The organism is Microbacterium suaedae, assembly GCF_003254645.1.
Taxonomy (GTDB): domain Bacteria; phylum Actinomycetota; class Actinomycetes; order Actinomycetales; family Microbacteriaceae; genus Microbacterium; species Microbacterium suaedae.
Genome location: NZ_PNFD01000004.1, coordinates 347412 through 364803 on the forward strand (window position 1 = coordinate 347412; position 17392 = coordinate 364803).

13 protein-coding genes and 1 rRNA gene are annotated in these 17392 nt (G+C 66.2%); 4 read left to right on the forward strand and 10 right to left on the reverse strand.

Translation table 11 applies throughout. The features are described from left to right. The first annotated feature begins 259 nt into the window (after positions 1-259). Positions 260-904, forward strand: coding sequence for a YigZ family protein (locus C0012_RS13905; RefSeq protein WP_111467190.1), 645 nt, complete (start codon positions 260-262; stop codon positions 902-904). Between the two features lie 104 nt (positions 905-1008). Here C0012_RS13905 and C0012_RS13910 read toward each other — a convergent pair whose 3' ends face one another. The 5 genes from C0012_RS13910 to C0012_RS13930 all read right to left on the reverse strand — a co-directional run bounded on the left by C0012_RS13910 (position 1009) and on the right by C0012_RS13930 (position 10072). Then, positions 1009-1800: an alpha/beta fold hydrolase gene (locus tag C0012_RS13910; RefSeq protein WP_111467229.1), complete on the reverse strand. Its 792-nt coding sequence runs from the start codon at positions 1798-1800 to the stop codon at positions 1009-1011. Between the two features lie 254 nt (positions 1801-2054). Next, on the reverse strand, positions 2055-2330 hold the full coding sequence (locus tag C0012_RS13915) for a metal-sensitive transcriptional regulator (protein ID WP_111467191.1): 276 nt from the start codon (positions 2328-2330) through the stop codon (positions 2055-2057). Beyond that, positions 2327-4075: an FAD-dependent oxidoreductase gene (locus C0012_RS13920; RefSeq protein ID WP_111467192.1), complete on the reverse strand. Its 1749-nt coding sequence runs from the start codon at positions 4073-4075 to the stop codon at positions 2327-2329. Before C0012_RS13920 ends, C0012_RS13915 begins: the two co-directional genes overlap by 4 nt. Then, complete coding sequence (trxA, locus tag C0012_RS13925; RefSeq protein WP_111467193.1) at positions 4072-4449, reverse strand: thioredoxin; 378 nt, start codon at positions 4447-4449, stop codon at positions 4072-4074. Before trxA ends, C0012_RS13920 begins: the two co-directional genes overlap by 4 nt. 241 nt (positions 4450-4690) lie before the next feature. Further along, positions 4691-10072, reverse strand: a complete 5382-nt coding sequence (locus C0012_RS13930; RefSeq protein ID WP_162622954.1) for a DUF7927 domain-containing protein — start codon at positions 10070-10072, stop codon at positions 4691-4693. Between the two features lie 702 nt (positions 10073-10774). On the opposite strand from C0012_RS13930, the gene C0012_RS15505 reads away from it, so the two are divergent. Then, a complete protein-coding gene (locus C0012_RS15505; RefSeq protein ID WP_162622955.1) occupies positions 10775-11293 on the forward strand; it encodes a hypothetical protein in 519 nt (172 codons plus the stop codon). Further along, positions 11286-11636 carry a hypothetical protein gene (locus C0012_RS13935; protein ID WP_111467195.1) on the forward strand — a complete coding sequence of 117 codons (351 nt, stop codon included), beginning with the start codon at positions 11286-11288 and terminating at the stop codon, positions 11634-11636. The genes C0012_RS15505 and C0012_RS13935 overlap by 8 nt, the downstream gene beginning before the upstream one ends. 106 nt (positions 11637-11742) lie before the next feature. On the opposite strand, the gene nrdF is transcribed toward C0012_RS13935, so the two are convergent. From nrdF to nrdH, 4 genes are read right to left on the reverse strand one after another with little or no spacing between them, the layout of a single operon-like run. Then, on the reverse strand, positions 11743-12717 hold the full coding sequence (gene nrdF / locus C0012_RS13940; RefSeq protein ID WP_111467196.1) for a class 1b ribonucleoside-diphosphate reductase subunit beta: 975 nt from the start codon (positions 12715-12717) through the stop codon (positions 11743-11745). A 33-nt stretch (positions 12718-12750) separates the two neighbouring features. Next, positions 12751-14913, reverse strand: a complete 2163-nt coding sequence (gene nrdE, locus C0012_RS13945; RefSeq protein ID WP_111467197.1) for a class 1b ribonucleoside-diphosphate reductase subunit alpha — start codon at positions 14911-14913, stop codon at positions 12751-12753. Next, on the reverse strand, positions 14895-15380 hold the full coding sequence (gene nrdI, locus C0012_RS13950; protein ID WP_111467198.1) for a class Ib ribonucleoside-diphosphate reductase assembly flavoprotein NrdI: 486 nt from the start codon (positions 15378-15380) through the stop codon (positions 14895-14897). The genes nrdE and nrdI overlap by 19 nt, the downstream gene beginning before the upstream one ends. Positions 15381-15414: 34 nt before the next feature. After that, positions 15415-15648, reverse strand: coding sequence for a glutaredoxin-like protein NrdH (nrdH, locus tag C0012_RS13955; RefSeq protein WP_111467199.1), 234 nt, complete (start codon positions 15646-15648; stop codon positions 15415-15417). A 361-nt stretch (positions 15649-16009) separates the two neighbouring features. Between nrdH and C0012_RS13960 the strand changes: the two genes are divergently transcribed. Beyond that, positions 16010-17170, forward strand: a complete 1161-nt coding sequence (locus C0012_RS13960) for an acyl-CoA dehydrogenase family protein (protein WP_111467200.1) — start codon at positions 16010-16012, stop codon at positions 17168-17170. A 150-nt stretch (positions 17171-17320) separates the two neighbouring features. Here C0012_RS13960 and rrf read toward each other — a convergent pair. Further along, a 5S ribosomal RNA gene (gene rrf / locus C0012_RS15890) occupies positions 17321-17392 on the reverse strand; the annotation flags it as partial.

The following is a 17392-nucleotide window of genomic DNA, read 5'->3' on the forward strand; positions in this document are numbered from 1 at the left end:
TCTGTGCCGCCCTCCCATCACAACGCAGTCAGGATCGCGGCCGCTTCCCGGTTTGGCCCGGTTTCCGGGCCGTCGAGTGCCAGATTGACTGCGTTGTGTTGACGGGAGCGCTGCGCCCACGCGCGCACCCATCCGGGCTGCGTGCGCGTCGCACCCGGTGCACAACGACGCCAAATCTGCGCAGAGGTGGGGCGACACGCCGGAATCAAGGCTCGTGCGGGAAGAATTGGCGTCGTCGTGCAGTCGGTAGCCTCGAGAGATGTCCGACTACCCGGCGACGATCGCGGCCCGCGTCGACCACGAGATAGAGATCAAGCGCTCGCGGTTCATCTGCCATCTCGCACCCGTCGGATCCGTCGGGGACGCCGATGCCTTCATCGCACAGATCCGCAAGGAGTTCTGGGACGCCCGGCACAACTGCGTCGCGATGGTGACGGGCACGACCGGCGACCAGGCCCGCTCGTCCGACGACGGCGAGCCCTCCGGAACGGCGGGCGTACCGATGCTCGAGGTGCTGCGCCAGCGCGGCATGACCGACATCGTCGCCGTCGTGACGCGCTACTTCGGCGGCGTGAAGCTGGGCGCGGGCGGCCTCGTCCGCGCATACGGATCCGCGGTGTCGGAGACCCTCGACCGCGCACGGATCGTGCACCGCCGCGCACTGACCCGCGCCGAGATCGAGGTGCCGCACGCCGACGCGGGGCGCTACGACAACCTGCTGCGCGAGTGGGCGTCGCAGCACGACGCGGTATTCGGCGACGTCGCCTACGCCGAGGCGGCGAGCTTCGAGGTCTGGGCGCCCGCGGCCGAGCTAGAAGCCCTCGGATCCGACGTGGCCGCCTGGTCGTCGGGCGCGCTCTCCCCCGTCACGGGCGAGACGCGTGTCGTCGACGTGCACGCGTGAACAGGAGTTCACCCCTGGCGTGAACATCCGCACACCCCCACAAATCCACAAGTCTTCGCCGAGTCCGCAGACAATTGCCGCGGACTCGGCGAAGACTTGTGGACTCAGTCGGCCGCGAGGAAGTCGGCGCCCGCCGTGCGGAAGTCCCGGGATCCCGGCGCGTTGAAGTGGTGCCGTCCGGGGATCTCGACGAAGTGCCCGTTCGGCAATCCCGCCGCGACTTCGCGAGACTCCGCGAGGATCTTGTCTTCGGATCCGGTCGCGACGACGATCGGCTGCTGCGGGGGATTGCCGAGATCGGGATCCTCGTCGCCGAAGCGCATCCCGCCCGCGAGGGCGATAAGCGCGCGCAGGTCGTTCGTGTCGACCCTCTCGGCGAGCGTGACGTAGTTGCGGGTCACGGGATCCGTGACCTCCTCGCCGTGGTCGACATACGCGCGTGCCTGTGCGATGTCGAGGCGCCCGAGGGGGCGCCCGTCGGGGATCCCGCCGAGCACGGCGCGCTCGACGCGCAGCGGCAGCTCGGAGGCGACGTGCCAGCCGACGCGGGCGCCGAGCGAGTAGCCGAGGTAGCGCACGGGGTCGATCATGTAGGTATCGAGCACGTTCTCGATATCGGAGACGAGCGCCTCCATCGTGTAGTCGCTGGCCTCGTGCGGTTTTTCGCTCGCTCCATGACCGCGCTGATCGACGCCGAGAACGCGGAATCCGCGCCGCAGCAGCTCGCGCACCCATCCCGTGTTCACCCAGTTGTCGCGGCAGCTCGACGCGAAACCGTGCACGCAGATCACAACCGGTGCGTCTTCATCGCCCCACGTATAGGTCGCGAGGCGGTATCCCTCTCGCGACATCACGTACTGCGGATCGGGCATCTCGGGAATCAGCGGGATCGACATGACGCCCATTCTGCCGTCCGGGAGCGGCCCGGGGGCCACTCCCGGACAGTGATCAACGGCCGAACAGGCGAGAGAGGAACCCGCCGGAGCTGGCCTCGTTCTCGTGTCCGGGGCAGCGATCGGCGGCGCGGACGCCGCTCATGACCTGGTCGACGTGCTGGCCGCATCCGGCCCAGGTGGTCTTTCCGCAGCTACGGCAGGTGATGGCTCGACACATGGGGGAATCTCCTTCTGAGAGTTATCGGGGGGGTGGGTCAGGCAAGAGAGAGGAAGAGCTTTTCGAGCTCTTCGGTGGTCAGCCCGTCGCGGGCTTCGGCCTCGTCAGGGGCCATGAGGCAGTCCTCCATGGCCGTCGAGACGACAAGGAACCCGGCCCGGTTCAGGGCGTGGGTGACGGCGGCGAGCTGCGTGACGACGTCACGGCACGACGCATCACCGTCGACGGCCTCGATGACGGCGTCGAGCTGCCCGCGCGCGCGACGGAGGCGATTGAGGACCTTCTTCTGGGCCGCGTCACTCTGCGTGCTCATCGGGACCGACCTCCTCCGGCGGAAGCGACGACGTCGCCGCGGGAATCCTCAGGCACTGAACGATCGGACGGATCCGGATCGACGAGGATGTCGGCGGCACGATCGCCGAGCACCGCCCGAAGTGTGAGCATGCCGCCGGACAGCGACGCGGAGTCGAAGCCGTTCTGCACGAGGACGCGGTGGGCGATCGCCGAGCGGACGCCCGAGGCGCACATCACCCGCACCGGTCGACCATCCGCCGCCTCGCGCACCTCTTCGATGCGCCCACGCAGTTCGGTGTGCGGGATGTGCAGGGCACCCGGGAGGATCCCGGAGGCGACCTCGGCGCCGGTGCGCACATCCAGGACCAGAGCGTCCCGCAGCACGCCGTCAAGGTCATGAGCGTCCCAGAGCACAAGCGTGCCGTCGAGGACGTTGGCACCGAGCATCCCGGCGAGGTTGACCGGATCCTTCGCCTGCCCATACGGGGGCGCATAGGCGAGGTCGAGGTCGATGAGGTCCGTCACGGTCAGTCCCGCGCGGATCGCGGTGGCAAGCACGTCGATACGCTTGTCGACGCCGTCGCTGCCGACCGCCTGCGCACCGAGGATCCGACCGTCCCCCTCTCGGATGTGGAGACTCAGGTGGACCTGCGTCGCGCCGGGGAAGTAGCCAGCGTGCTGATTCGGGTGCAGATGCAGCGTACGGAAGGACTGACCAGCCTCGCGCAGCGAGCTGCGGTTCGCGCCCGTCATCGCCGCCGTCGCGGAGCCGACGCGGATGATGGCCGTGCCGAGAGCCTGCGGGATCGGGCGCGCGGACGCGGGACGCAGGATGTGATCGGCGACGAGGCGTCCGGCACGATTGGCGGGACCGGCGAGCGCGACCACTCCACGGGCGCCGGTGATCGGGTCGACACTCACGGTCGCGTCCCCGACCGCCCACACGCCGTCGACAGACGTCCGTCCGTGCTCGTCGACGACGATCGCGCCGCCCTCGGTGTCAATGCCCGCCCCTTCGAAGACGTGCGTGTCGGGCCGCACGCCCGCGGCGAGGACGATCAGATCGGCATCCGCCTCGGTCCCGTCAGAGAGGAGCACGCGGTCGGCGTCATCACCCTGGAGGATCTCGCGCGCGGAGGTGTTCGTGCGGACGTCGATGCCGAGGCGCCGCAGCTCCGCGGTGACGCTCTGCGCGTGCTCGCGATCCAGCGGCGACAGGACCTGTTCGCCGCGCTGCACCAGGGTGGTGGCGATCCCGCGCCCGGCGAGGACCTCCGCAGCTTCGAGTCCGATGAATCCGGCTCCGAGCACCACGGCATGGCGCGCGCCGGCCTCGGCGAAGGCGCGCAGCGACAGTGCGTCATCGACCGTGCGAAGCGTGCGCACGCGTGCCGAGTCGATCCCCGGGATCTCGGGGCGCTCCGCCTGCCCGCCGGGTGCGAGGATCAGCGCGTCGTAGCTCAGCACTGTCGTACCATCGGGCGTGCGGACGGTCAGCTCCCGAGCAGCCGTGTCGAGGCCGATCACGTCGTGCCGGGTGCGGACGTCGAGGTTCAATGACGCCTTAAGGCGCTCCGGGGTCTGCACAAGAAGGGCCGCGGGGTCGGTGATCTCGCCGCCCACGTAGTACGGCAGACCGCAGTTGGCGAACGAGACGTGCTCGCCGCGGTCGAGAACGATGATCTCGGCCTGCTCGTCGAGCCGACGAGCTCGGGCCGCGGCGCTCATCCCTCCGGCGACGCCGCCGACGATCACGATCCTCATCGCTGCGCCCCCGTGTCTGCCCGCTCGGCGATCTGGGTTCGCACGTCGTCCATGTCCAGGCCGCGCACGGCGTCGATCAGCTGCTCGAGCCCCTCCGCCGCGAGGGCGCCGGGCTGGGAGAAGACGAGGATGCCGTCACGGAACGCCATCAGCGTCGGGATCGATGTGATCTGGAAGCCCGCGGCGAGCTCCTGCTCGGCTTCAGTGTCGATCTTGCCGAAGACGATGTCGTCGTGCTGCTCGGAGGCCTTCTCGAAGACCGGAGCGAACATTCGGCACGGGCCGCACCATCCGGCCCAGAAGTCCAGCAGCACGATCCCGTCGCCGCTGATCGTCTCCTGCAGCGTGTCCTTGGTGATCTCTCGTGTCGTCATGCCCCCATAGTATACCCCCGGGGGTATCCAAGGCTGAGCGTCGGGTGGGCACGCGGCGCCGCCGCCGACAGCTGCGCGAGACGGGAGAACCGGGACCCTCATTGCACGCGAAGCGGCCCCTGCCCGCCCTCCGAAAGGAGGAGCGGCCAGGGGCCGATGTCAGCGCGACAGGACTGGAGCCGCCCGCGTGAACCGTGCCGCCGGGCCCCGCCCCAAGAGTGACAGGCCTGGCGGCCGACTGTCACGTCAGGTCGTCGATCGATGCCTCCTGACTGGCTCCCTGCACGGCGGCCGTGCGGCGCCGACCGTAGAGGAGCATTCCGCCTCCGACACCGAGCAGGAGCAGCGCGACCAGCAGCACAGTGGCGGAGACCCCCACGCCCGTGCTCGACAGCCATTCGCCGGGCTCCTCCGGCGGGACGGGGGGTGCCGGGGGTTCGGGCACGTCATGCTCGGTGCACAGCGGCGACCCGTCGACGCAGATCGGCTCCTCGCCGGTGACGGCGACGACGTTGCCGAGGTGCTGGTTGCCCTGCTCTGCGTAGTCGTTCGCCGTCACCGTATACGTCACCGTGTACACCTCGCCGGTGGGTACCGACCCCGTGATCCGGATCGTCTCACCCTCCAACATGGCCGTCAGGTTCTCGTTCGAGACCGTCGGCCCCGCGGTGAGGGTGGCGTCATCGAGAACATCGGCCATGTGGTCGGTGTAGTCGACCGTTCCGGGCGCGGCCTCCGGGTTGGCGGACCGGTTGGTGAAGGTGACCGTGTAGGTGATCTCCTCACCCGGATCCACCTCGGTGCCGGTCTCCGGGTCGCTGGACTTGTCGACGGCCACGTCGGAGACGTGGTTGACGGTGCAGTCCGGACGTTCCGGGTCGGCAGGCACACACTCTTCCGGCGGATTGTCCCCCAACGGGACGAGGAAGTTGTCCAGCCGGTCGTCACCGCGCTGCCCATCGGGCTTGACTGTGACCTCGTAGCTGACCGTCACCTCCTCGTCGGGGGCGAGCTCGCCGGTGACCGTGAACCGACCGTCGGCGATCTCGGACGCGGTCAGCGCGTCGCTGGATGCCGCCGGCTGCCCGGTCACGTCAACGTCGTCGAGCACGCCGGTGAGAACGTCGTCACGGTTCACCTCGACCGGCGCGGTGCCGGTGTTGGCGAAGTGCAGCGTATAGACGACTGTCTCGCCCGGACGCAACGTGGACCCGCTGGCCGGGTCGACGCTCTTCCAGTCGTCCAGCTCGCCGATCGGGTGCTCTATGCACCGTCCCGGTTCACAGTCCGCCGGCGGTTCCTCACCGGTTTCGACCACGACGTTGCGGAGCTGGTTGTCGCCGCGGTCGCCGTCGGGTCCCACCGTCACCGTGTACGTGACCGTAACCAACTGGCTTGGGGCCAGCTCACCGGTGACCCGGATCAGCCCATCGGCCCCGTCGGTCGCGAGCAGAGCCGGGTCGCTGCTGACCGGCGCGCCGGTCAGGTCAGCATCGTCGAGGACCTCGGTCAGATCATCGGTATAGTCCACCGCGCCCGACGCTTCACCGGTGTTGGTGAAGGTCAGGGTGTAGGAGACCTCCTGACCGGCTCGCAGCCCCGTGCCTGTCGCCGGGTCGGACGACTTCACGACGTCCACCAGCGGCAGCGGGGTCACCGTACAGTTGCCGTCATCCTCGGCGCACTCGGCGGGAGGCTCCTCGTCGGCGGGGATCAGGAAGTTGTCGGCCGTGTTGTTCCCACGCGCCGCCTCGTCCTTCACCGTCACCTGATAGGCGACCGTCGCCACCTGCCCCGCGGCCAGCTCACCGGTCACGGTGAACGCGCCATCGGTCACGTCGGAGACGCTCAGCGTGTCATTCGACGCTGCAGGAGCCCTCGTGAGCTCGGCGTCATCCAGGACATCGGCAAGGACGTCGGTGTGGTCCACCGCCGCCGGACCCTGACCCTGGTTGTCGAACGTGAGCGTGTAGGCCAGCACCGTACCCGCCTCGATCGGGTCAGAGTCAGCCGAGACGGCCTTCCCTGTCAGGAGCTTGCCGATCGGGGTCACCGTGCAGTCCGGCCGCTCAGCGTCCTCGGGCTGACACACCGGCTCCTCCGGCGGCACCGGCGGAGCCTCCGGGCTGTTCGGAAGGAGGAAGTTCGCCGCGATGTCATCACCACGGTCCGCGTCCGGTCTCACTGTCACCTGGTAGGTGACCTCGTAGGTCTCCCCCGCAGGAACCTCACCGGTGATCGCGACCCGGTCCCCGTCACGGGTGACCGTCAGGTCGTCCGTGGTGGTCGGCTCGGTGGTGATGTCGGCGTCGTCGGTCACGTGGTCCAGGAGATCCACATGATCGACCGTCGCAGGCGCTCGACCGGTGTTCTCGAAGAACAGCGTGTACGTCAGCACTGTTCCCGCGGCGACCGGCGTCGCGTCGACCTCCACCTGCTTCCACGTGTCGAGCAGCGGCACCGGATGCTCCGTGCATGAGACTCCGTCGTCACCGCACTCCGGGTCATCGACGCCCCTGGGTGCGAGCACGTTGCCGAGGAGGTTGTCGCCGCGCTGACCGTCCGGGAACACCGTGACCGTATAGGAGACCGTGACCATCTGGTCAGCCTCGAGCACACCGTTCACCTGGAGGGTGTCGTCGGCATTCAGCGACGCGGTCAACGTCTCGTCACTGGCCTCCGGACCCGTGGTGAGGGCGGCGTCGTCGAACACACCCGACATGTCGTCGATGTAATCCACCGTGCCCGCCCCCTCGCCGGAGTTGAAGAACGTCAATGTGTAGGCGACCTCCTGCCCGGCGGTGACAACGGATCCCGACTCCGGGTCGGACGATTTGACCGCATCCACCTTCGGCAGCGGGGTGCTGGTGCACTCCGTCGCGTCCTCCGCGCACTCGGCCGGGGGCTCGCCACCGGCAGGTACCAGGAAGTTGTCGGCGGAGTTGTTCCCACGCTCAGACTGCGACTTCACGGTCACCTCGTAGGTGACCGTCGCCGTCTGGTTCGCGGCCAGGTCGCCGCCGATCTGGAACCGACCATCGGCCACATCCGATACGGTCACCGAATCCGTGTCCGAAACCGGGGCGCTGGTCAGCTCCGCGTCGTCCAGGACATCGGTCAGCACGTCCTCCCGCGATACCGGGGTCGTAGCGGCACCGGTGTTCGTCACCGTCACCGTGTAGGTCAGGACCGTGCCTTCCTCGACCGGGTCGCTCGAGGCAGCCACGCTCTTGGCATACTCGACGGCCGCGATCGGCGTCACGGTGCAGTTCGGCCGCTCGGTGTCCTCCGGCTCGCACACTGGCTCCTCAGGCGTCACCGGCGGGTTGCCCGGGCCGTTCGACAGGAGGAAGTTCGCAGCGATGTCATCGCCACGCTCACCGTCCGGCTTCACCGTCACCTCATACTCGACCGTGTAGGTCTCACCTCCCGGGACCTCCCCGGTGATTGCGATCCGGTTTCCGTCCCGGGCGACCGTGAGATCGTCTGCGCTGGTGGTGGGTTCGGCGGTGACGTCGGCGTCATCGAGCACGTGGGTCAGGTCATCGACGTGATCCACAGTGGCAGCGACCTCACCGTCGTTGGCGAAGAACAGCGTGTACGTCAGCACGCTGCCGGCCACCGCCGGCTCATCGCTGGAAGAGACCTGCTTCCACGCGGTCAGCCCCGCACCAGGCGTCTGCGCCTCAGCACACGACGCTGCGCCCGGCGCGGTCTCGGCTTCGGGGATGCAGACGAGGTTGCGCAGGTTTCGGTCGCCCTCGCCGGTGTAGGTCACCGTGTAGGTGATCGTCGCCGTATCGTGCTCCCCGAGGGCGCCTTCCCAGGACAGGGTCGGCTCGTCGTAGGACACCTCACCCGTGGATGCGGTCGCGCCGTCGTTGAAGGTCGCCGCGTCGAGCACGTCGGTCAGGTCGTCGGTGAAGGAGGCCGGAGCCTCCTCGGTGTAGACGCCGGGCCCCTCGTTGGTAGCCGTGATCGTGTATTCCACCCTCTCGCCCACAGCGTGCACCTCAGCGCGGTCCGCGGTCTTCTCGACGCTCAGCTTCGGCAGCAGGTACTCGTTCTCGGCGCAGGGCTCCCCCGTCTCCGGGTCGACGCCTTCCTCAGCCGGGTCGCACATCGGCGTCACCGGGGTCTCTGGATCTTCCGGCACCCACGCGACGTTGCGCACCGTGCCGTCACCCCCACCCGTCAGCGTGACCGTATAGGTGAGCTCCACCGTCTCATCGATCGGAAGCGCACCGGTCCAGCCGAGCAGCGGGGACTCGAAAGACACCGATCCCGGCTGGGTCGCCTGCACATCGCCGTTGTAGTCTGCGTCATCCAGCACGCCGGAGAGATCGTCGAGAACGACAGCGGGGTCGTCCTCGGTGTAATCACCGTTGCCGGTGTTGGTCGCCGTAACCGTATAGGTGATCGTGTCGCCCGGGCGCGAGTCCTCAGTCGCGTCCGAGGTCTTGGTGACCTCGAGCTCCGGGGTGCTGTAGAACTCCACGGTCGCCGGCCCAGGCGGGGTCAGACCGACCAACGTGGTGAAGTTGTCCGCGTCGTTGAGGTACTCCTTCGGCGACTCATCGTCGCCGACAGGGGTGTCCGAGGTGACATCGACATCGACTGTGCAGGAAACCTCGCCTGCGACCAGGCGCCCCTGGGTCGCCTCGACCTCGCTGCCGCCGGCGGGCGCGGTCACGGTCGCATCACACGTACTGGCGACGTTGGGCTCCTCGGCGATGACCAGGCCTTCAGGTAGAGCATCGGTGAAGCTCCATCCGTCCTTCGCAGCCAGTTCGGATGTGTTCGTCACCGTGAGTGTCAGAGTGGAGGTGCCACCGGTGGGAACGCTCGTGGGCGAGAACGCCTTGTCCAGCTGCGGGGTGACATCTACGATGCGGATGTTGTCGAACGCGGCATCGTTGCCGTCATAGTGACCCGTCCGATTGCGCATCACGATCTGCAGATTCTCCATCTCGTCTGCACTCAGCAGCGCAGAGGAATCGGAGTGGAATCGCCCGGCGGCGACATAGCCGCCGCCGCTGTGCCAGCCGCCGGGCAGATCCGGAGAGGTGTAGTAGCTCACGCTCGGATCAGTGCAGGCACGGATGTCCTCGTCTGTCAGCGGGAGCTCGTCACCATCGGCAAGGAAAGCAAACGCCAGGCGGGAGTTGTTCGCCCCGCCCAGGTAGTCACACGACAGCTCGGCCACGTCGACCGATGCCGTATAGAAGCGGGTGCCCGATACAGGCAGCTCGAGCGGTGAGGTCTGGAACTGGATCGCGTCATCAGGTCCGAGTTCGTTGGAGGTAAACGCACCCACCACGTGATTGGAGCGTGTCGTCTCGTTTGAACCGTTCACTGCAGAGGCCTGCGTCGTACCGCCAGCCACACCAGCGCCGACCTGGCCGAGCACGTCGGCCAGCCTGCGCATGTTGTTCTGCATGTTCGGAATGTCCTCTGGAAGGATTCCCGCGTCGCAGTAACCGGCCGGCCATTCCGCGGCCTCGTACTGGAGAAGCACTCCGTTGCACTGCCCCGCACGCAACCAGAACTCATCTGCCGTGTGCGTCTGCCCGGCAACTCCCACATAGTCGCCCAGACTGGTCACAGTGTTGTCTTGATCCACCTCGAAAGTCTCCGCGAACACTTCCACCGGGTCCGCGGAAACACCCGGGTTACCCGGCGCAGCCTCGGCCGGCTGCGAGGCGAGAGGGGAGAACATCGCGGCGATCAAGGCGAAAACCGCCATGGCCACGATGGGATAGCGACCAGAGAAAGAGGAGGCGCCAGTTGCCTCCCCGGAGTTGTGGGTTTGTGCGGCGGCGTGCCGTCGCGAAATGCGGTGATTCAAGAGAGCTCTCTCCCAGGGATGCGGTCAACATTCGATGCGCGGCCCCCACCGCGCGCGAGACCGCCCGGGAGGTTCTACCCATTGACGCTCAGGACAGCGGCAAGGTAAATGAGAATGGCTCGGGCGACCGTGCTTCTACTCATACGCGAGACGCTCCCCCGCGGCCAGGTGAAGTGGCCTCCACCAAGCGATCTGGTACGCGATTTGGTACGCCGCGCGGGGTCTGTCGACGCAGATCCGAGAGCAATTCCGGATCAGGCTGACAGCACGCACAGGCATGCGTCGACCGATCGAGCATGCTGGCTGGATCGATCAAGCGGATCGCTGACCTCGAGGGTGAGGTCAGAAACGGTGCTGGGTATGGCGTGGAGCCTGCAGCGAACCCGGTTAACCGAGTGATCATAAGAGATTCACACGGCAGGGTCGACCCGGCTCATAGCCTGAGGTCACGAAAGCTCGACGGAGAGGACCGGTCTCGTGGCCAAGGTTGGACGCTTTTCTGTCGTCATGATCGCAGTGCTGACGCTCATGTCGGCGATGATCCCCGCCGGCGCTTCGGCCGCCACTGCCTCCGTCGACGTCGACCTGGACGAAGAGTTCGTGATCTACGTGCCCGACGCCGCCGAGACCTACGACGAGGCGTTCGAGACGATGGCTGCCGCGCGTGTGTCTCCTGGATGTGGGACCGGAGAGAAGAAGGACAAGATCATCAAGCGATGGTCCCGTAAATCGTCGGCTGGCGTTAAGCCTGCCCTCCTGCGGTGCGGAACGCAGGCCACGAGTGGCCTGCGACACATCAACGCGCACACGACCGTGTCGCGAGCCGGGACCAAGGAGGTCTATCCGGTGTCATGTGCATCCGCGCGATCCGAACCGGCAAAGTCTTCAGGGCATACACGCTGGTCGTCGCGGTCGGAGCGAGCACCAACATCATCACGTCATACCCCACCAGCGGCCGCAGCGCTGACTCAAGATGCTAGGCAATACCATGAATGACCTGTACCGAGAACTCTTCGTTTCTCTGGGCGCGCGAGACGACATTGCGGCGGTGCGCTTCGCACAAGGCGAGATCGATGTACGCCCCGAGCCGCAGACTTACGAATCAGGCCGACCCGCGCCTGAAGTGCTCACGCTATCCATCCCCAGAGCACCGTTCGAGAGAGCGTACAAGGAACTGCGCGAGGGTGCTGAACTCGCGGGCACTGTGCTCCCTTCGGACATCCCCGAGCTCGCCGCCTTCGCGCTATTCCACGTCCACGTCGAGGAGACCATCAACTCGCTGAACGAGCCCGGTCCCAACGGGTTCAAGTACACGCAAAACGGGTTTGAACCGTACTGACCGCCCTACGCCGACTTGCGTGCGTGAAGCCCCCTGCAGGCCGCTCGGTTAGAGCAGCTCGCAGGGGGCTTTTCGTCATCACTCTTGTGCGTCTAACCAGGACTGATCAGAAGTCCCAGTCCTCGTCCTCCGTTGCGACGGCCTTGCCGATCACGTAGGAGGATCCGGATCCCGAGAAGAAGTCGTGGTTCTCGTCGGCGTTCGGCGAGAGCGCGGACAGGATCGCGGGGTTCACGTCGGTGACGCTCGCGGGGAACATCGCCTCGTAGCCGAGGTTCATCAGTGCCTTGTTGGCGTTGTAGTGCAGGAACTTCTTGACGTCCTCGGTCAGGCCAACGCCGTCGTAGAGATCCTGCGTGTACTGCACCTCGTTGTCGTACAGCTCGTAGAGCAAGCTGAACGTGTAGTCCTTGATCTCGTCGCGCGTCGCCTGATCGACCTTCTCGAGCCCCTTCTGGAACTTGTAGCCGATGTAGTACCCGTGCACGGCCTCGTCGCGGATGATGAGGCGGATCATGTCGGCCGTGTTCGTGAGCTTCGCGTGGCTCGACCAGTACATGGGCAGGTAGAAGCCCGAGTAGAACAGGAAGCTCTCGAGCAGGGTCGAGGCGACCTTGCGCTTGAGCGGGTCGTCGCCACGGTAGTACTCCATGACGATCTGAGCCTTCTTCTGAAGGTTCTCGTTCTCGATCGACCAGCGGAACGCGGCGTCGATGTCCGGCGTGTTGCTCAGCGTCGAGAAGATTGACGAGTAGCTCTTCGCGTGCACCGACTCCATGAACGCGATGTTCGTGTAAACGGCCTCCTCGTGCGGCGTCAGCGCATCGGGGATGAGCGACACCGCACCGACGGTTCCCTGGATCGTGTCGAGCAGGGTGAGGCCCGTGAACACGCGCATCGTCAGGCGCTGCTCCTCCTCGGTGAGCGTGTTCCACGACTGGATGTCGTTCGACAGCGGCACCTTCTCGGGCAGCCAGAAGTTGCTTGTAAGTCGGTTCCACACCTCGACGTCCTTGTCGTCGTCGATGCGGTTCCAGTTGATGGCCTGAACGTGGTCCAGGAGCTGAAGCTTCTCAGTCATCGATGTTCTCTCTCGAAAGTTCCGGTGCGTGCGTCACAGCGTGCAGCTGACGCAGCCCTCCACCTCGGTGCCCTCGAGGGCCATCTGGCGGAGTCGGATGTAGTAGATCGTCTTGATGCCCTTGCGCCATGCGTAGATCTGGGCGCGGTTGATGTCGCGCGTCGTCGCCGTGTCGGGGAAGAACAGCGTGAGCGAGAGGCCCTGGTCGACGTGCTGCGTCGCCGCCGCATAGGTGTCGATGACCTTCTCGTAGCCGATCTCGTACGCGTCCTGGTAGTACTCGAGGTTGTCGTTCGACATGAACGGCGCCGGGTAGTAGACGCGACCGAGCTTGCCTTCCTTGCGGATCTCGATCTTCGACGCGATCGGGTGGATCGAGCTCGTCGAGTTGTTGATGTACGAGATGGATCCGGTCGGCGGCACCGCCTGCAGGTTCTGGTTGTAGAGACCGTGCGCCTGGACCTGCTCCTTCAGCTCGACCCAGTCGGCCTGCGTGGGAATGCTGTGCCCGGCGAAGAGCTCCTGCACGCGCGCCGTCTCGGGCACCCACTCGCGCTCGATGTACTTGTCGAAGAACTCACCCGATGCGTACGTCGAGTTCTCGAAGCCCTCGAACGTCTCACCACGCTCCCGCGCGATCGCGTTCGAAGCGCGCAGCGCGTGGAACAGCACCGTGTAGAAGTAGATGTTCGTGAAGTCGATGCCCTCTTCGGAGCCGTAGTAGATGCGCTCACGGGACAGGTAGCCGTGCAGGTTCATCTGCCCGAGACCGATCGCGTGCGACTTGTCGTTGCCGTCCTCGATCGACCGGACCGACTCGATGTGGCTCTGGTCGCTGACGGCCGTGAGTGCGCGGATCGAGGTCTCGACCGTGCGGCCGAAGTCGGGCGAATCCATCGCGAGGGCGATGTTGAGCGACCCGAGGTTGCAGCTGATGTCCTTGCCGATCTGGTCGTACGACAGATCGGTGTTGAGCGTGGTCGGGGTGTTGACCTGCAGGATCTCGCTGCAGAGGTTCGACATGTTGATGCGGCCGGCGATGGGATTCGCCTCGTTGACCGTGTCCTCGAACATCACGTACGGGTAGCCCGACTCGAACTGGATCTCGGCCACCGTCTGGAAGAACTGACGCGCGTTGATCTTCGTCTTCTTGATGCGGGGGTCGTCGACCATCTCGCGGTACTTCTCGGTGACCGAGATGTCGCCGAAGGGCACGCCGTAGACGCGCTCGACGTCGTACGGCGAGAAGAGGTACATGTCCTCGTCGTTCTTCGCGAGCTCGAACGTGATGTCGGGCACGACGACGCCGAGCGACAGCGTCTTGATGCGGATCTTCTCGTCGGCATTCTCGCGCTTGGTGTCGAGGAACCGCATGATGTCGGGGTGGTGCGCGTTGAGGTACACCGCTCCCGCGCCCTGGCGGGCACCGAGCTGGTTCGCGTAGCTGAACGAGTCTTCCAGCAGCTTCATGACGGGCAGGATGCCGCTGGACTGGTTCTCGATCTGCTTGATCGGCGCACCGGACTCGCGAACGTTCGACAGGAGGAGCGCGACGCCGCCGCCGCGCTTCGACAGCTGCAGCGCGGAGTTGATGCCGCGCGCGATCGACTCCATGTTGTCTTCGATGCGCAGGAGGAAACAGCTGACGAGCTCGCCGCGCTGCGCCTTGCCTGCGTTGAGGAACGTCGGCGTCGCCGGCTGGAACCGCCCGGAGAGGATCTCGTCCACGAGCTTCCACGCGAGGTCCTCGTCGCCGTCAGCGAGCGCAAGGGCCGTCATGACGACACGATCCTCGAAGCGCTCGAGGTAGCGCTTGCCGTCGAACGTCTTCAGCGTGTAGCTCGTGTAGTACTTGAACGCCCCAAGGAAGGTCTCGAAGCGGAACTTCTTGCCGTAGGCGAAGTCGTTGAGCCGCTCGACGAAGGAGAAGTCATACTTCTCGATGACGGCTCCCTCGTAGTACTCCTTGTCGACGAGGTAGTCGAGACGCTCGCGCAGGGAGTGGAAGAAAACCGTGTTCTGGTTGACGTGCTGCAGGAAGTACTCGCGCGCAGCGCGCTTGTCGGCCTCGAACTGGATGTTGCCGTCGGCGTCGTACAGGTTCAGCATCGCGTTGAGGGAGTGATAGTCCAGCCCCTCGAACGCAGGGTTGTGCTTGTAGTCGAGCTGCTGCGTGCTCACTGCTGCTTCCACCATGTTTCCAATCCGTCGCTGACGCGATTCACGTCGTCCGGTGTGCCGAAGAGCTCAACCCGATCCAAGTGCGGCACCCGGCACTTGCGGCTGATGATGTCTCCCGCGATGCAGTAGGCATCGCCGAAGTTGGTGTTTCCCGTGGAGATCACTCCGCGGATCCACCGTCTGTTTCGTTCGTCATTGAGGAAGCGGATGACCTGTTTGGGTACCGCCCCCTCACCGTTTCCTCCGCCGTAGGTGGGCACGACGAGCACGAACGGCTCGTCGACCTCGAGCGGCTCCTCGCGACGGTGCAGAGGAATCCGCAGGGCCTTCAGCCCCAGCTTCTCGACGAATCGTGCGGTGTTCCCCGACACGCTCGAGAAGTAGACCAACAGCGGCGCCGCGGCCCCCCGCTCTCGCGACGAACCCGCCGAAGCGGGCCCCTCGAACGCGGGCGAGCAGAAGGTCGCTGTCGCGGTGGTCATGAGCCTCTCCTCCCCTGCCGCGCCAGCGACCGAATCACGCCAGGCGCGACGCGAGCTCGTCGATCTTGTCGGGGCGGAACCCCGACCAGTGGTCCTCGTCGGCGACGACGACGGGCGCCTGCATGTAGCCAAGGGACTTGACCTGCTCGAGTGCGTCGGCGTCCTGCGAGACGTCGGTCACCTGATACTCGATGCCCTTTGCATCCAGCGCGCGGTACGTCGCGTTGCACTGCACGCACGCCGGCTTGCTGTAAACCGTGATCGCCATGAGATCCCTCCTGAGCCAGTGTCGTCTCCGGCGGCGTACCGCCGGGACCTCAATACTACATATAGGTGCCTCCCCTTGGGGTGACCACAAGGGGTAGTAGTTACACCCCTGTCATTTTCCACCGTTCTCCACCGCTCGTCCACAGGTTCATGCACCGATTCATGCACAGGCCGGAGGGCACATGACACCCTCGCGTTCGGCGAGATCGCGCGCCTCGCACGCTCTGCCGAGTCTGGTTTTCCACAGGACCGACGCTACGAGGGACCCCCGACAAACGAAGGCTGAGAATCAGCGAATCCGGCGTGTCGTCGGAGCCTCGGCGCGTCGCCCTCGCGGAGCACGGCGGCCTAGGCTGAACCGCATGCCAGCCGATTTCGATCCCGCCCTGCACCTCCCCGATGACCTCCTCGAGCGGATCCGCGTTCGCGCCGCCGGCGTCGACAGCGGGAACGCGTTCCCGCATGAGGATCTCGCCGAGCTCACAGAAGCGGGCTATCTGCGGATCCTCGTTCCCGTCGATCGCGGCGGGGCTGGCCTCTCGCTCGCGCAGGCCTCGCTCTTGCAGCAACGACTTGCCGCCGCGGCACCTGCGACCGCCCTCGCGGTCAATATGCACCTCGTGTGGACAGCGGTCGCGAAGATCCTCTCCGACCGCGGAGACAGCGCCCTGGCGTTCGTGCAGGAGGGCGCCGCCCGCGGCGAGATCTACGCTTTCGGGATCAGCGAGGCGGGCAACGACCTCGTGCTGTTCGACAGCGACACCGATGCCTCTCCTGCACCTGACGGCGGTTACGTCTTCACGGGCACGAAGATCTTCACGTCTCTCGCCCCCGTCTGGACCTCACTCGGCGTGCATGGCCGAGACGATTCCGATCCGGACCGCCCTCAGATCGTGTTCGCGTTCGTTTCACGAGACGAGAGCGTGGTCACGCGCGACGACTGGGACACCCTTGGCATGCGCGGCACGCAGAGCCGCACGACAGAGCTTCACGGCGCACGAGCCGCGAGGAGCCGTGTCGTGCGCGAGATCGACCCGGAAAACGGCCCCGACCCACTGCAGTTCGCCATCTTCGCGGCTTTCGAGCTGCTCATCGCCTCCGTCTACACGGGGATCGCTCGGCGCGGAATCGAGCTGGCGGCCTCCGCCGTGACGGGGCGCGTCTCGAGAAAGACCGGAGAGCCGCGCAGCGAGGACCCTGTCGTGCGTGCACGCATCGGCGATCTGTCGATCGCGTTCGACGGCCTCACCCTCGAGCTCCGGGCTCTCACTGGGGATCTCGACACGCTCGTCGATCACGGCGCGGGGTGGTTCCCCCTGTTGTCGGGGATGAAGCACCGCGCCGTCACGACGGCGCAGCGCATCGTCGATGACGCCGCAGTCTCCGCCGGAGGCAGCGCATTCCGCAACGCGCACGAGCTCGCGCGTCTCGTGCGAGACGTGCGAGCCGGAACCTTTCATCCCTCGTCGCCCGATTCGGCCCGCCAGGCCGCGGCTGCGGCTTGGCTCGGCGCGCAGGGGTGACGTCGCGCGTCTCTGCGCGCCAGCGCGGAGTCGGGCGGCGGCACCTCTGCGCCTCCCCGCAGGCACGAAAACGGGGCCATCCGCAGACGGATGGCCCCGTAACGCACGAAAGGGCCGCCCAACAATGGGCGACCCTTCCGTCTAAGTAAAGTCCGGCGGCGACCTACTCTCCCACACCGTCCCCGGTGCAGTACCATCGGCGCTGAGAGGCTTAGCTTCCGG

Excerpts from the sequence above, each read along its gene's own strand:
- C0012_RS13905 (WP_111467190.1), top strand. The coding sequence starts at position 260 with ATGTCCGACTACCCGGCGACGATCGCGGCCCGCGTCGACCACGAGATA.
- C0012_RS13910 (WP_111467229.1), bottom strand. The coding sequence starts at position 1,800 with ATGTCGATCCCGCTGATTCCCGAGATGCCCGATCCGCAGTACGTGATG.
- C0012_RS13915 (WP_111467191.1), bottom strand. The coding sequence starts at position 2,330 with ATGAGCACGCAGAGTGACGCGGCCCAGAAGAAGGTCCTCAATCGCCTC.
- C0012_RS13920 (WP_111467192.1), bottom strand. The coding sequence starts at position 4,075 with ATGAGGATCGTGATCGTCGGCGGCGTCGCCGGAGGGATGAGCGCCGCG.
- trxA (WP_111467193.1), bottom strand. The coding sequence starts at position 4,449 with ATGACGACACGAGAGATCACCAAGGACACGCTGCAGGAGACGATCAGC.
- C0012_RS13935 (WP_111467195.1), top strand. The coding sequence starts at position 11,286 with ATGAATGACCTGTACCGAGAACTCTTCGTTTCTCTGGGCGCGCGAGAC.
- nrdF (WP_111467196.1), bottom strand. The coding sequence starts at position 12,717 with ATGACTGAGAAGCTTCAGCTCCTGGACCACGTTCAGGCCATCAACTGG.
- nrdE (WP_111467197.1), bottom strand. The coding sequence starts at position 14,913 with ATGGTGGAAGCAGCAGTGAGCACGCAGCAGCTCGACTACAAGCACAAC.
- nrdI (WP_111467198.1), bottom strand. The coding sequence starts at position 15,380 with ATGACCACCGCGACAGCGACCTTCTGCTCGCCCGCGTTCGAGGGGCCC.
- nrdH (WP_111467199.1), bottom strand. The coding sequence starts at position 15,648 with ATGGCGATCACGGTTTACAGCAAGCCGGCGTGCGTGCAGTGCAACGCG.
- C0012_RS13960 (WP_111467200.1), top strand. The coding sequence starts at position 16,010 with ATGCCAGCCGATTTCGATCCCGCCCTGCACCTCCCCGATGACCTCCTC.